This is a genomic window from Streptomyces sp. 1331.2 (assembly GCF_900199205.1).
Classification (GTDB): Bacteria; Actinomycetota; Actinomycetes; order Streptomycetales; family Streptomycetaceae; genus Kitasatospora.
Window position 1 is genome coordinate 5,837,509 of the sequence record NZ_OBMJ01000001.1, and the last position, 13,378, is coordinate 5,850,886.

13 protein-coding genes are annotated in these 13,378 nt (G+C 72.5%); 6 read left to right on the plus strand and 7 right to left on the minus strand.

The window, feature by feature from the left end; all coding sequences use genetic code 11:
* The first annotated feature begins 38 nt into the window (after positions 1-38).
* Entirely contained in the window at positions 39-974 is a 936-nt protein-coding gene (gene hemC, locus CRP52_RS25255) for a hydroxymethylbilane synthase (protein WP_097238478.1), read from the plus strand.
* Between the two features lie 76 nt (positions 975-1,050).
* On the opposite strand, the gene CRP52_RS25260 is transcribed toward hemC, so the two are convergent.
* Positions 1,051-1,959 (minus strand): LLM class flavin-dependent oxidoreductase, encoded by a 909-nt coding sequence (locus CRP52_RS25260; RefSeq protein WP_097240335.1) that lies wholly within the window; start codon positions 1,957-1,959, stop codon positions 1,051-1,053.
* A gap of 296 nt (positions 1,960-2,255) precedes the next feature.
* Between CRP52_RS25260 and CRP52_RS25265 the strand changes: the two genes are divergently transcribed.
* A complete protein-coding gene (locus tag CRP52_RS25265) occupies positions 2,256-2,792 on the plus strand; it encodes a hypothetical protein (protein WP_097238479.1) in 537 nt (178 codons plus the stop codon).
* 37 nt (positions 2,793-2,829) lie between these two features.
* Here CRP52_RS25265 and CRP52_RS25270 read toward each other — a convergent pair whose 3' ends face one another.
* Entirely contained in the window at positions 2,830-3,402 is a 573-nt protein-coding gene (locus tag CRP52_RS25270; protein WP_257032847.1) for a transcriptional regulator, read from the minus strand.
* A 90-nt stretch (positions 3,403-3,492) separates the two neighbouring features.
* Here CRP52_RS25270 and def point away from each other — a divergent pair, with 90 nt between their 5' ends.
* Both def and CRP52_RS25280 read left to right on the plus strand, forming a co-directional pair.
* Positions 3,493-4,167, plus strand: coding sequence for a peptide deformylase (gene def, locus CRP52_RS25275; protein WP_257032848.1), 675 nt, complete (start codon positions 3,493-3,495; stop codon positions 4,165-4,167).
* A gap of 127 nt (positions 4,168-4,294) precedes the next feature.
* Positions 4,295-4,870 (plus strand): hypothetical protein, encoded by a 576-nt coding sequence (locus CRP52_RS25280; protein ID WP_097238482.1) that lies wholly within the window; start codon positions 4,295-4,297, stop codon positions 4,868-4,870.
* A gap of 902 nt (positions 4,871-5,772) precedes the next feature.
* On the opposite strand, the gene CRP52_RS25285 is transcribed toward CRP52_RS25280, so the two are convergent.
* Positions 5,773-6,384: an SMI1/KNR4 family protein gene (locus tag CRP52_RS25285; protein ID WP_097238483.1), complete on the minus strand. Its 612-nt coding sequence runs from the start codon at positions 6,382-6,384 to the stop codon at positions 5,773-5,775.
* Between the two features lie 329 nt (positions 6,385-6,713).
* Positions 6,714-7,376, minus strand: a complete 663-nt coding sequence (locus CRP52_RS25290) for a TetR/AcrR family transcriptional regulator (RefSeq protein WP_097238484.1) — start codon at positions 7,374-7,376, stop codon at positions 6,714-6,716.
* Between the two features lie 107 nt (positions 7,377-7,483).
* On the opposite strand from CRP52_RS25290, the gene CRP52_RS25295 reads away from it, so the two are divergent.
* Positions 7,484-8,227: an SDR family oxidoreductase gene (locus tag CRP52_RS25295; RefSeq protein WP_218893114.1), complete on the plus strand. Its 744-nt coding sequence runs from the start codon at positions 7,484-7,486 to the stop codon at positions 8,225-8,227.
* Between the two features lie 85 nt (positions 8,228-8,312).
* Here the strand turns inward: CRP52_RS25295 and CRP52_RS25300 are convergent, their stop codons facing one another.
* From CRP52_RS25300 to CRP52_RS25310, 3 genes are all read right to left on the minus strand, one after another.
* Positions 8,313-9,788, minus strand: coding sequence for an SDR family NAD(P)-dependent oxidoreductase (locus tag CRP52_RS25300; protein ID WP_097238486.1), 1,476 nt, complete (start codon positions 9,786-9,788; stop codon positions 8,313-8,315).
* Positions 9,789-9,909: 121 nt separating this feature from the next.
* The gene (locus CRP52_RS25305) at positions 9,910-11,475 is read right to left on the minus strand and encodes a carbohydrate binding domain-containing protein (RefSeq protein WP_097238487.1); all 1,566 of its coding nucleotides are present in this window, start codon (positions 11,473-11,475) and stop codon (positions 9,910-9,912) included.
* A gap of 229 nt (positions 11,476-11,704) precedes the next feature.
* Positions 11,705-12,301: a choice-of-anchor C family protein gene (locus tag CRP52_RS25310; RefSeq protein ID WP_097238488.1), complete on the minus strand. Its 597-nt coding sequence runs from the start codon at positions 12,299-12,301 to the stop codon at positions 11,705-11,707.
* A 345-nt stretch (positions 12,302-12,646) separates the two neighbouring features.
* Between CRP52_RS25310 and CRP52_RS25315 the strand changes: the two genes are divergently transcribed.
* Positions 12,647-13,270: a GDSL-type esterase/lipase family protein gene (locus tag CRP52_RS25315; RefSeq protein WP_097238489.1), complete on the plus strand. Its 624-nt coding sequence runs from the start codon at positions 12,647-12,649 to the stop codon at positions 13,268-13,270.
* Positions 13,271-13,378: the final 108 nt, after the last annotated feature.

Sequence of the window (13,378 nt, forward strand, 5' to 3'; positions counted from 1 at the left end):
ACATCAGTCGCAGTGGTCCGACGCCCTATCATCGCGCCATGGCCACCGCTGAGCTGATCCGCATCGTCTCCCGATCCTCGCCCATGGCACTCGCCCAGGTCGACCGGGTCCGCGCCGAACTCGCCCTGCTGCACCCGGACTTGCGCACCGAAGTGGTGCCGGTCACCACCTCCGGCGACCGCTGGACCGGCGACCTCGCCCACCTCGGTGGCAAGGGCGCGTTCACCAAGGAGGTCGACGCCGCGCTGCTCGCCGGGGAGGCCGACGTCGCCGTGCACTGCCTCAAGGACGTGCCCGCCGACCGCCCACTGCCCGCCGGCACCGTCTTCGCCGCCTACCTGCGCCGCGACGACATCCGCGACGCCCTCGTCCACCCCGACGGCCTGACCCTCGCCGAACTCCCGCCCGGCACCCGGATCGGCACCTCCTCCGTCCGCCGCATCGCCCAACTCGCCTCCTCCCACCCGCACCTGGAATGCGTGCCGATCCGCGGCAACGCCAACAGCCGGCTCGCCAAACTGGAAGCCGGGACCGTGGACGCGCTGCTGCTCGCCGTCTCCGGCCTGGAGCGGATCGGCCGGCCCGACCGGATCACCGAGATCCTCGACACCGAGGCGATGTGCCCGCCGATCGGTGCCGGGATCCTCGTCCTCCAGTGCCGCGAGGACGACACCGCGACCATCGACGCCGTCACCGGGCTCGGCCACCACGACACCTGGCGCGAGGCGGCGGCCGAGCGGATGTTCCTGCACGTCCTGCAGGGGCACTGCAACAGCCCGATCGCCGGCTACGCCAGGGCCGAAGCGGACGGCCGCCTCGCCCTGCGCGGCCGGGTCTTCACCCCGGACGGCAAGCGGGTGCTGGACGCCCACGAGTGGGCGGGCGCGCTCAGCCCGGAGGACCTGGGGACGTCGGTGGCGCTGGCGCTCAAGCGGCAGGGGGCGCAGGAGCTGATCGCCTCGATCCCGCACTGAGGCGGTTGGGGGCGCGGCCGGCCGCGGGTGCGGTGCCGGGTGCGGTCCTGCCCCAGGTCGGTGCCTTCCGGTGTGGTCAGAACAGGGTGTCGGCGAGACGGTCCACCTGGTCCGGGTCCGAGGACCAGCAGTACAGCACCACCTCGTCCGCGCCGGCGGCCGTGAAGCCGTCCACGGCGGCCCGGATCGCCTGCGGGGTGGTGAGCAGGCGGTCCGCCACGTGGGCGGCGCGGCCGGTGAACTCGTAGTACGAGCGGATGTTGTGTCGGGCCTGCTCGACGGTGGACTCCGGACCGACCGCCACGTTCGCCTGGGCGACCAGCCGGGGCCGCCCCGACCGTCCGTGCCGCTGCCAGGCCGCCTCGACGTCCCGGAACAGCCCCGCCATCGCCTCGGGCGGCAGCGCCGCGCCGAGGAAACCGTCCCGGAAACGGGCGACCCGCTCCAGCGCCGCCGGAGCGAAACCGCCGAACAGCACCTCCGGGCCGCCGGGCGTCACGGGCGCGGGACCGATCGGCCCGACCTCGCCGTCGTACGGCTCGCCCGCCCAGAGCCGGCGCAGGGCGGGCAGTTGCTCGTCCAGGCGGCGGCCGCGGCGCCGCAGGTCGATGCCGGCCGCACGGCAGTCGTCCGCGCGACCACCGATGCCGATGCCGAGCGTGAACCGGCCGCCGGAGAGCCGGTCCAGCGTGGCGGTCTGCTTCGCGAGCAGCGCGGTGTTGTGGTGCGGTGCGATGAGCACTTCGGTCTGCAGGCGGATCCGGGAGGTCGCGCCGGCCAGGGCGGCCAGTGTGACCAGGGGCTCGGGGCTGTCGAACACCAGCCGGTCGAGCAGGCCGAGGGTGCTGAACGGGGCGGCGTCAGCGCGCCGGGCCCAGGTGAGGAGCAGGGCGGGGTCGTCGACGGGGAGGCCGAGGCCGATCTTGCCGATGTCGGCGGGGGTGCCGGTGTCGGTGGGGGTCGCGTCGGTGGGGGCCGTGTTCATGGGGCCGTCCTTCGGGGAGGGGCAGGCCGCGTCCGCGGGCATGCCGGATACCGGTGCCGCCCCTCCATGGGCCCGTGCCGCGCTCTGCGCTGCGGGCCGTGCTCCCGTACTGCGGCTGCTTCGTTCCGGGGAGCGTGATCGTCAGAGTGCCGCGACGCTAGCGCGGGGCGCCGGGTCGGGGCAAAGCCTTTTCTCTCCGCCCGTTTTCTCCGGCCGTTTGTCCGCCCGTTTCTCCGCCCGTCCATTCTCCGCCTGCCGGCGAGAACCGGGCGGGGGTCCGCGGCGTCCGTTGAGGCGTGATCAGTGCGGTGCTCGGCGGGATGCCGATGTTCTGGCCCGGGCTGCTGCTCTCGCTGGTGCCTGCGGCTCTGCTGAACCGGCCGGTGGGGCGGTTGCTGCGGGCCCATTGGGCGGTGGGCTTCCTCCTGCTGCTCGGGCTCGGCGGGGTGGTGGTGGCCACTCTGCTGCCGGAGGCGTTCCGGCTCTCGGAGGACGCCGTGCGGCACTGCACCGTCGCAGGCGGACGGCCGCGCTCGCCGTACGAGCTGCTGCACGTGCGGCACATCGAGCTCAAGCTGGCGACCTACGCCCCGGTGGGCTTCGCGGCCGCGCTGGCCGGGACCAGACGGCGGGCGGCGGTGGCGCTGCTCGGGGCGGCGGTGCTGCCGTTCGCGGTGTCGGCGGTGCACTACGCGCTTCCGGCGATCGGTCGCAGCTGCGACGTGCAGGACGTCTGGGACGGGGTGCAGGGGGTCGTCCTGGGCGCGGTGGTGGGGCTGCTGGTCGGGCCGGTGGTACGGGCGATGGCGCGGCAGTCCTGGCGGCGGGCTTGAGCGGTCGCCGGTCCGAGCGGTCCCCGCAACCGGTCGGTCAGCCTTCGTCGAGGAGGGGGAAGAGGCGGGTGACGGCGGCGACCGGGCGGGCGTCGGCGGGGCGGGTGGCCGGGTCGGCCTCGCGGCCCCGGTAGCGGGCGAGGACCTGGCGGACGGCCTCGCCGACGGCCGTCAGCTCGGCGGGGGTCAGGTAGACGACGGCGCTGAAGGCCTCGTCCTGCTGCCAGTCGGCCGGGGCCTCGGCGCGGCGGGCGAGCCAGCGCTGGTAGCTCTCGTCCTCCAGGCCGCGGGCCAGTGTGCCGAACTCGTCGGGGGTGTGCGGGTCCTGCAGCCCCTGGGTGCTCGACGGCTGCTGCGGGTGGGGCTGGGACTTGGGCTGCGGCAGGCGCCAGGGGCGGGCGCGCCCGTCGACGGGCGGGGCCTCCTCGATCAGGCCGTGCCGGCCGAGCTGCCGCAGGTGGAACGAGCACAGGCCGGAGCTGAGGCCGAGCCGGGCGGCGGCCGCGGTGGAGGTGAGGGTGCCGTGCTCGGCGAGGAGTTCCAGCAGGGCGGTGCGCACGGCGTGTTCGGGGAGGGCGCCGGTGGTGGTGGCGAGATCTTCTTCTGTCACTTTGCAAAGTCTGCTACTTTGCAAAGTCGCTGACAAGTGACAGGCCGTCATCCGTCATGTCCCGAACCCCCGAACCGTGGAGTGCCACCCGTGCCCGATCGCCGCGAACGCCCGCCCGTCCCGTCCGTCCCTCCCGTCCCTCCTGTCCTGCGGATCACCGAGATTGGTGAGCCGATCCTGCACGGCCCCTGCCGCCCCGCCAGCGAACAGGACTTCGGCAGCCCGGAGTTGGCGCAACTGATCGACTCCATGTTCGCGAGCATGTACGTCGCCGACGGCTGCGGGCTCGCCGCCAACCAGGTGGACGTGGACCTGCGCCTCTTCGTCTACGACTGCACCGACGACGACGGCGTCCGGCACACCGGCCACCTGCTCAACCCGGTCGTCGAAGCGCAGACCACCGGGCGCCCGCTGATCGAGGACACCGAAGGCTGCCTCTCCGTCCCGGGTGCGAGCACCTCCGCGCTCGCCCGCCCGGCCCGCGCGGTCGTACGCGGCTTCGACCGGCACGGCACCCCGCGCACCATCGAGGCCACCGGCTACTTCGCCCGCTGCCTGCAGCACGAGACCGACCACCTCGACGGGCAGCTCTACGTGGACCGGCTCTCCCGGCGCGACCGCAAGGACGTGCTGCGGCAGACGGCCGACCGGCGCGAGAAGGTCTTCGCGCAGCGGACGGCGGCCGCCGACCGGCTGAAGTGGCGCGGCACGGTGGACGGTTGCGACACCTCATGCCGCTGCCGACGCCTGGAAGCCGCGCCGTGAGCGGAGTAGAAGCGGTGGTGCCCGCCGGCCAGCTCCTCCTGGCGCACACGCAACCCACTCCGGCGGGGGAGCGGGTTCCGCCGAGCGACTGACGCCAGTGCGCTGCGGTCCGGGCGACGGTGGACGCATGCTGAAGAACATTCCGGTGGGCGACACCGAACGCCCGGTCCCCCCTTGGGCCCTGCGCCTCGCCAAGGCCCTTCCGCTCGTCCTGCTGCCGCACTGCCTGTGGCGGCTGCCGTTCGCAGTGGACTTCAGGATGGGACTACTCGACCCGGACGCCCCGGGCCTCACCTGGTGGGCGCCCCTGTACGTGACCGGGCTGAGCGTGGTCACCGAGGCACTGGCGCTGCTCACCCTGGGACTGGTCAGCGGCTGGGGCGAGGTCTTCCCCTCCTGGGTACCCGTCCTCCGCGGCCGACGGGTTCCCCCGCTCGCCGCCGTCATCCCGGCCACCCTGGGCGGGCTGACCCTCGTCGCCCTCTTCGACCCCATGCCGCTGGCCTGGTTCGACCTCCTCGGCTTCGCGGAGGCCCCGTACGCCAACGGCTGGTGGCAGGCCCTCGCCCGCGTCTGCACCTCAACCGCCATGCTCTGGGGCCCGATCACCCTGGCCCTCACCTACTCCTACTACCGCCGCCGTCGCCGCACCGCCGGTGCCGTACCGCCGCCGCGTAACAGCCGGCACGGGCAAAATATGTAGACCGACCGTCATACTCCTCTCGCACCTGCAGAACCCGCGCTCAGCGCGCACGAAAAGTCGATCCCGTCGACTTCCTGCGCACACACACAAATATGTAGACCGGTCTGCATAGTTTCCCCCCGCTGATGCGCCGCGCGGGCTGCGCAGGAAGTCGGCGGGGTCGACTTCCTGCGCGAGGTGGTGTGGTCGACTTGGTGAAATCCGGCGGTGTCATGCTCCAACGCATGTGAAGTGCTCACCCGGTCACCTCGCCCATCACGCCTGTGCCTGCCCAAGCACGGCCAAGGCGTGTCCCGGGCAACACCCGAGACACGCCCATTGCTTGCAACTTGCTCAGCCGCCGATCGGCCGCCTCAGCCCGCCGGAAGCGCCTTCGCGGCCGCGATCACCGGCACGCCCACCTCGCCGACCAGCGCTATCGAAGCCGATGCGGACACGAGACGGGAATCGCACTTTCCGCCCGTTGCCTTCGAGTCAGCCGTAGCCAGCGAGCAGGACCTGATCAGAACCTGCGGTGCCACCAGGCCAGTTCGGAAGCTGTCTGTGGTTCGTGATGGGTCCGCCGCAGCAACACCGAGTCCAGACCATCGACCCGTGCTCGTAGTTCGCCTGAGGCTCGGGGCGGAAGCAGGAAGATCGTCTCTTCGAGCTTGTCGCGGGCCCAGCCTTCGCCGCAGCAGGCGCAGGTGAATTCGGCCTCCCACGGCTTCCAACGTCGCTGGGTTCCGTGGACTCGGGCGGACCACACGCTCACGGCCGTGGTGACGATCCCGGGTATCAGTCGATCGCGCTCCAGGCAACGGATGGCTGCGTTTGTGGGTCCTGACACGCGCGGGACATCGCGGTAGCGCACCCATGGGCTACTCCGTGATCGTTGGCGCGACCGAAGTGATGCCGGCGTTCTACGCGGCATGGACCCTTCGGGTGCAGTTCCGGTGCTGCCTCAGGATGCGGTCGACCGGCGCTCGCAGGGCTGGTGAGGTCAGTTCCAGGTCACGGTTGTCGCGCCCAGCGAGCATGTGGTCGAGCCAGCGTTCGTACCAGGCCAGGAAGTCAGTGGCCGACGAGACGTTGGGGCCCCGGAAGCCGTCAGCGTTTCCGGTGACGATGCGGCCCGTCAGGGGACCGGTGATACCGAGAAGCACCAGGTCGGTGCACCCTGCCTCGATGACGTGCAGGAACAGGTCACCTCGGTGAGGCGGGCAGCCGGCGAACCTGAACCCCCGAGGGCGGCTGGGCTCGCCTTGGGGGTCCATCGTGAACGGTCGGCATGACTGCAACGGCAGCAGGCCGTAGAAAGGCGATGCTCCGCCCCCGCCCAGTGTGGTCAGGAAGCTGCGGAAGGGAGCGGGCAGTTCGATGTGGTGGTCGGCCTCGAACGCGGCGACCTTCGTGTCCGGCAGCGGGGGTCCGAGGCGGAACCGGTGCTTCTCTTCACCGAAGGAGTGGCTTCGCAGCGCGGCGTAGGGCACCTTGGCCAGTTTGCGTCGGATGCGGATGATCCGGGAGTCCATGCGAACTCTTCTCTCTGTCGTCCCGCAAACTACCTGCTCACTGGCCGGGGTGTCACCAGTGTGATCAGCTGCCCGTAAGCCGGTTGTCCCCTGCGTCGCGGGCTGGGATCCTCCCCAAGTGACCAGCATGAGCACGGAACTTCGTTCCGAGGCCGGATGGGACGGCCCTGCTTCTGGTGCTCGGACGGGCTGATCGTTCGAGATCCCGGCATCCGAGGGATGGTGAGCGTGATCGCCGAGCTGCTCGGGCAGCGCGGACGCGCCCGGCGGCGTCCGAGAGTTGACGGCGTGCGGCGAGAGGCGGGGCGGCGGTTGATGGCGCCGGCTGTCTAGTCGGCTGCGTGCCCTGTGAGCAGTGAGTCGGCGAGCCGTTCTGCCGTGGTGGTGTCCAGGGGGCCGTGTCCGAGGAGGAAGCGGTACCAGAACACTCCGTAGACCTGGTCGACGATGAGGTCGAGGTCGGCGTCGTCGGGCAGTTCGCCGCGTTCGCGGCCGCGGGAGAGCAGGTCGTGCAGGGCGGTGCGGCGGGTGGCGGTGAAGGTCCGCATGAGGTCGGCGAGGTGGGGGTCGCGGGCGGCTTCGCGGGCGAGGGTGCGCAGCGCGGAGGCGGTGGTGCTGCGTTGGGCGGCATCGAAGGTGGTGGCGACGAAGGCGCGCAGGTCGGTGCGGAGGGTGCCGGTGTCGGGGCCGGGGACGTCCTGGTCGGCGCGGGCGGTGAGGGCGTCGAGCAGGACGGCGCCCTTGGAGGGCCACCACCGGTAGACGGTCTGCTTGCCGACCCCGGCGGCCCGGGCGATGGCGTCGATGGTGACGGGGGTGCCGTCGGAGTGGGCGAGCAGCTGCAGGGCGGCGTCGAGGATCGCGCGGTGGGCGGCCTCGTTGCGGCGGCGGCCGGTGTGCGGGCGTGCGGGCGGAGTCTGTTCGGTCGACGCCTCTGACGCCTCTGGCGCCTCCGGGGCCTCTGGCGCCTCCGGTCGGGTGGTCTCCTTCATCGTGATCGCGCTTCCTCTCCTCATGCCTCCGCTTGACAAGACTAGCAGTCTCGACAAGCATCATTGACGGAACCAGCGGTCTCGACAAGTCGAAAGGCCCCACCACCATGAGCACTGCGTCAAACCTCTTCGCCGGACAGCGCGTCGTCGTGATGGGCGGCAGCTCGGGCATCGGCGAGGCCGCCGCGTCCGCCTTCGCCGGGGACGGCGCCGAGGTCGTGGTCACCGGCCGTGACCGCGAGCGGCTGGACGCCGCCGTCGCCCGGATCGGCGGCAGGGCCACCGGCCGGCAGCTGGACGCGGCCGACCCCGCCGCGCTCGCCGCCTTCTTCGCCGGGGAGGGAACCGTCGACCACCTGGTCGTCGCGGTCAGCGGGGCGGCCGGCAGCGGCCCGTTCGCGCAGCTCGACCTGGCCGAGCTCGCCACCGGCTTCGACGCCAAGTTCTGGCCGCAGGTCCGGGTCCTGAAGGCGGCCCTGCCGCACCTGCGCGCGGACGGTTCGGTCACGCTGATCACCGCCGCCTCCGCCCGCGCCGCCATCCCCGGCACCGCCGGGCTGGCCGCCATCAACGGTGCGCTGGAGGCGATGGTCCCGCCGTTGGCCGTCGAGCTCGCCCCGCTGCGGGTCAACGCCGTCTCGCCCGGCGTCATCGACACCCCGTGGTGGGACCGCGTTCCGGCCGAGCAGCGCAGCGCGCTCTTCGAGGGCCTTGCCGCGACCACCCCGGTGGGCCGGGTCGGCCGTGCCGAGGACGTCGCCCGGGCGATCCACATGCTCGCGGCGAACACCTTCGTCACCGGCGTGGTGCTCGACTGCACGGGCGGGGCCAACCTGCCCACCGGCCGCTGAGCACGCCGTACGGCCCGGCCCGGGATCGCCTCCGGGCCGGGCCGTCGTCACCTGCCGTTGCCGTGCCTGCGGTTCGACCGGCCGGTCACCACTCCGCCAGCCGGTAGTCCTTGAAGAGCACCCCCGCCATCGGGTGCCCCGCCTCACCCCGGACGATCGGGTCGTACACCCGGGCGGCGCCGTCCACGATGTCCAGCGGGGTGCGGAAGCCGCGGGCGGCGATCCGGGCCTTCTGGGGTGCCGGGTTCTCGTCGGTGATCCAGCCGGTGTCGACGGCGCACATGTGCACGCCGCGGGTGGCGAGTTCGGCGGCGCTGGTGCGGGTGAGCATGTTGAGCGCGGCCTTGGCCATGTTGGTGTGCGGGTGCCGGGCGGTCTTGTTGCGGACGGCGAACCGGCCTTCCACGGCGGTGACGTTGACGATGTAGCGCGCCGGGTGCGGGGAGGCCAGCAGCAGGGGCAGCAGCCGGTCGCAGAGCAGTGCCGGGGCCAGGGCGTTGACCAGCTGGGTCTCCAGGAGCTCCGCCGGATCGAGTGAACCGAGCGTGGCGGACCAGGAGTTGGCGGGTGCGAGGTCGGGCAGCAGTCCGGCCTCGTCCGTCAGGTCGAGCAGCGACCCGACCGCGGGCGGTGTTCCGGTCCCGAGCAACGAGGCTGCCACGGCGGTCAGTTGGCCGCTCGCGCCGAGCGGCCGGAAGCCGGGAGCGTGGGTGATGGCCCGCCGGTCGGCCGCGGGCAGGGCGGTGGACTCGCCGGCGGCCAGCAGGGCGTACGACTCGGGCGGGCGGCGCAGCGTCTGGGCCGCGTTGTTGACGAGGATGTCGAGCGGACGCCCTTCGGCGCGCAACTGGTCGGTGAGGTCGATGACTTGGCGCGGGTCGCGGAGGTCGATGGCGACGACGGTGAGCCGGTCCCACCAGTGCTCGCTGCCCTCGGCGGCGCGGAAGCGGCGCACGGTGTCCTGCGGGAAGCGGCTGGTGACGATCAGCTCGGCGCCGTCGCGCAGCATCATCAGGGCCAGTTGGAAGCCGATCTTGACCCGTCCGCCGGTGAGCAGCGCGCGGCGCCCGCGCAGGTCGGTGGTGAGGGCCCGGCGGGCGCTGTTGTCGGCGGCGCAGTCCGGGCAGAGCAGGTGGTAGAAGCCGTCGACCTGGCGGTAGGACTGCTTGCAGACGTAGCACTTGCGCGGTATCGCGAGCTCGCCGACGGGCCCGCCGGTCGGCGCCGAGGCCGGGGCTGGGGCCGAGGCCGGGGACGGGGTCAGCGGGGCGTCCTCGCGGCGCTGTCGGCTGCCGGTCGCCGTCGTGGCGAGCAGTTCGGCGTCGGCGTCCCGCAGGGCCTGCCGGGCCTCCTTGCGGCGGCGTTTGCGGCTCTCCATCACGAAGGAGCTGAGCTGCCGCTCGGCGTGCTGCCGGGTGCGGTCGTCCGCGGGGAGCGCCCGCAGCCGGCCGAGGGTACGGCTGAACGCGGCGAGTTCCTCGGGGGTGACACCGGCCGCGCCGGCGGCGTCTCCGGTCGGAAGGCTCGTGCTGAGCTGGTTGTGGTCGTCCCGGACCGTCATGTCCGCCCCTTCGTGCTGTACAGATGGGACGGACAGTAGCCGACGGCCCGGGATGATGTTATGCCAATTTCTCCGGGTATGACCTGCACCGGTACGGCGGCCCAGGCCGCCTGCGTACGGCTCAGCCCGCGTACTGGGCGAAGAGCTTCGCGAACTCGTAGGGCTGCTGCGGGATGTTGGTGCACTTGGAGAGCGAGCCGCCGGTGCAGGCGTTGGCGTCGCGGGTGGCGTCCCAGAAGGCGAGCAGGCCGAGGTGGTTCTGCCGGGCGAAGGTCACCAACTGCTGGGCCGCGGCCTGGTTGTAGATCTGGTGGTCGTCGTTCTCGCCGATCATCGGGGTGACGCCGACCATGGCCCACAACTGGGCGTCGGTCTTCGCCGGGTAGAGCGCCTTGAGCTGGCCGAACAGCGACTGGGCCGCCTGGACGGCGGCGTTGCCGTAGTCGGTCCCGCTGCGGTAGTAGTCCATCGCCATGACGTTGACCACGTCGGTGGTGACCCCGGCATCGCGGGCGGACTTGACGATGGCCACGCCCTCGGCGGTCAGGCCCTCGGGCAGCACGGGCAGGGTGAAGGAGACCTTGAGGCCGGGGTGGGCCTGCTGCAGCTTGGCGAGCGCGGCGGAGCGGCGGTCGTTGGCGGCGGTGTCGGCGATGGCCGCGCCCTCGATGTCGAAGTCGACGTAGCGCAGGTTGTAGGCCTTCACCACGGCGTCGTACTCGGCGAACAGCGAGTCCACCGAGGTGCAGGCGGCGGCGAGTTCGGTGCCGCTGGCGCCGCCGAAGGAGACCTTGACGTCGCCGCCGGCCGCGCGCAGCGCGTCGACCTGGTCCCTGGCCCAACCGGTGCGCGGATCATAGGCGTTGAACCAGCTGGCCTTGCAGCCGACGCCGGTGACGAAGCCCATGGTGTAGCCCTTGAGGTTGCCGGCCCTGGCCATGTCGGGCATGGACGGGGTGGGCCAGGCGCCCATGTCGATGTACGGGGCGACCGGGAGCGCGACACCGGGCGGCGGGGTGCTCGGCCCGCCGGTGGGCGTGCTCGTGGGCGTACCGGTGGGGGTTCCGGTCGGGGTGCCGCTGGGCGTGCCCGAAGTCGGCGGTGTGGTGGTCGGGTTGCCGCCGCCGGGGCCGGTCAGGGTGATGTCGTCGGCGAGGTAGCCGCCCTGCCCGTACCAGCCGTGCACGTACACGGTGACGCTCGTGGTGGCCGGGCCGGTGGTGAAACTGGTGGACAGCTGCTGCCAGTTGGCGCCGCCGGGCGTCCAGGTGGCCGGGTCGGTGACGCCGCTACCGGTGGCGCCGAGGTAGACGTACTGGCCCTGCACCCAGGCGCTGAGGCTGTACGTGGTGTTGGGCTGGACGGCGACGCTCTGGCCGCACTGCGCGGTGTCGCTCGTGCTCACTGCCCCCTTCAGCGCGTACGTCCCGCTGTGCGCACCGGAGTTGACGACGCTGCCGGTGCCGGCGGAACAGCTCCAGGGGCTGACTGCACCGCTCTCCAGGCCGCCGTTGGCGAGCAGGTTGCCGTCGGCGGCACCGGCGTTCCCGGCGAGGGCGGCCAGGCCGCCGGCAGCCAGTGCGGTGGCGGCGGCGAGGCTCAGCAGGGTGGTCCGGCCGGAGGGGCGGGCGGCGGGGCGGCCGGTGGGGCAGCGGTGTGTGGGGGCAGGCTGGTACGCGCTGGGCATGGGGGTGCCTCTCGGGACGTGGTGGCCGCCCGCGCCGCGAGGGGGGAGACGCGGGGCGGGCGGCAGCGTGGGGGTGGTCCGGTGCGGGGAGCGCGTTTGCTGAGCATCAAACTGGACTAGACCAGCTGTGCACGTCAAGCACTTCCCGGCACCGGGCACCGCACCGGAGGCAGGTTTTAGGAAGGGTTAAGGCTCCGGGTCCCGGGGTCGGGACGCCCCGTGGAGCCGGTCAGCCGCAGCACGGCTTGCAGGCCGTGACCTGCACGTTGTCGATCACCGGCCCGTACGCCCCCGCCACGGTGCTGACGAAGCCCAGCGTGGTGGAGGAGTTCTGTGCGACGAAGGTGAACTGCCGTCCCACGTAGCCCATCGCGGCCATGGTCTTGCCGGTGACGTCGAAGGTGAAGTCCTGGAAGGACTGGCCGTCGATCGTCACCCGGCCGGTCCGCAGGGCGGGCCCGCCCCCGGGGTTGCCGGCCAGCGCGTACGTCACCGAGTAGGTGGTGCCGGGCACGGTGGTGAAGGCCTGGCTGACGGTGCCGCTGTTGCCGCCGTTCAGGTCGAGCGACTGGTCGCCCTCGGCGGCCTGCCAGAAGCCCGCGCCGATCAGGTCGACGCTGCCGCTGACGACCTTCCACGGGCCGATCACCTGACCGGCGTTGAACTCGGTGAAAGCGTTCGCCGGGGCCTTGGGCGTCTCGAAGCTGCCGTCGTCGAAGCGGCTGAGCGCACGGTGACCGCCGGCGGCCTGGGCCGGGACGGCGAGCGCGGTGGTGGCGGCCGCGATCAGGGCGACGACGGCGACGCGGGTGCGCGAGAGCTGCATGGGTGGGTTCCTCTCCGAGGGAATGTGCACGAGGGCCGTGCGGACTGCGTGGTGACCGGTCGATGAGCGACCGTCGAGCGGTCGTCGAGCAGTCGCCGAGCAGTCGTTGATCGGCCGTGCACAGAGCGTCGATCGTCCCGGCGGCCCCTGCCAAGACCGGGCGGGCGGCGCCCGGTGGTGCGAAAGGCTCGCAAGCGGGCTCTCTCGCGCCGGTTTGACGGAGGGCAACCTGTGATGACCCGGTGAAAGGTCCGCGAACGAACGTCGAAGGGTCGACGGCCGCATCATCGGCCCCGGTGGTGAAATCGGAAGCGCGCGCCCCGAATGCGCCCATACGGTGGGCCGATGACCGTACAAGTCAGCTTCGATGGTCCCCGGATCTGCTTCCTCGGGGACTCCTTCATCCAGGGCCTCGGCGACCCGGAGTTCCGCGGCTGGGTCGGCCGGGTGCTGCAGGCCGCCGTGCCCGACGCCACCGCCTTCAACCTCGGCGTCCGGCGCAACACCTCGACGCAGGTGCTGCACCGCTGCTGGCCCGAGGTCGAGGCGCGGACGGCGCCCGGCGCGGACAACCGGCTGGTGGTCTCATTCGGCGCCAACGACGCGGTGGAGGAGGCCGGTTCGCCGCGCGTCGCGCACCGCGAGACCGTGGCCAACCTCGCCGCCCTGCTCGACGGCGCCCGCCGGCGCGGCCTCGGGGTGCTGGTGGTCGGCCCGCCGCCGGTGCTCGCCGGGGGAGCGGCGCACCTGGCACGGCTGCGCCGCCTCACCCCCGAACTGGCCCGGGTCTGCGCCGAGTTCGAGGTCCCGTTCGTCGACGTCACCGAGGCGCTGGCGGCTGACCCGGCCTGGGTGGCGGAGGCCGGGGCGGGCGACGGCGCGCACCCGGGCGCCGGCGGGTACGGACGGCTGGCGCAGCTGGTCCTGGACGGCGGCTTCCGGGCGTGGATCCGAACGGACTTGACCTAGAGCACACTCCAAGGTGAAAGCTGAAGGCGTTGATCACGCGGCGCCGCACACAGCACCGCGGACCGCACCGCACGCAACACCGCACGCAGAATCGCACGCAACACCGCA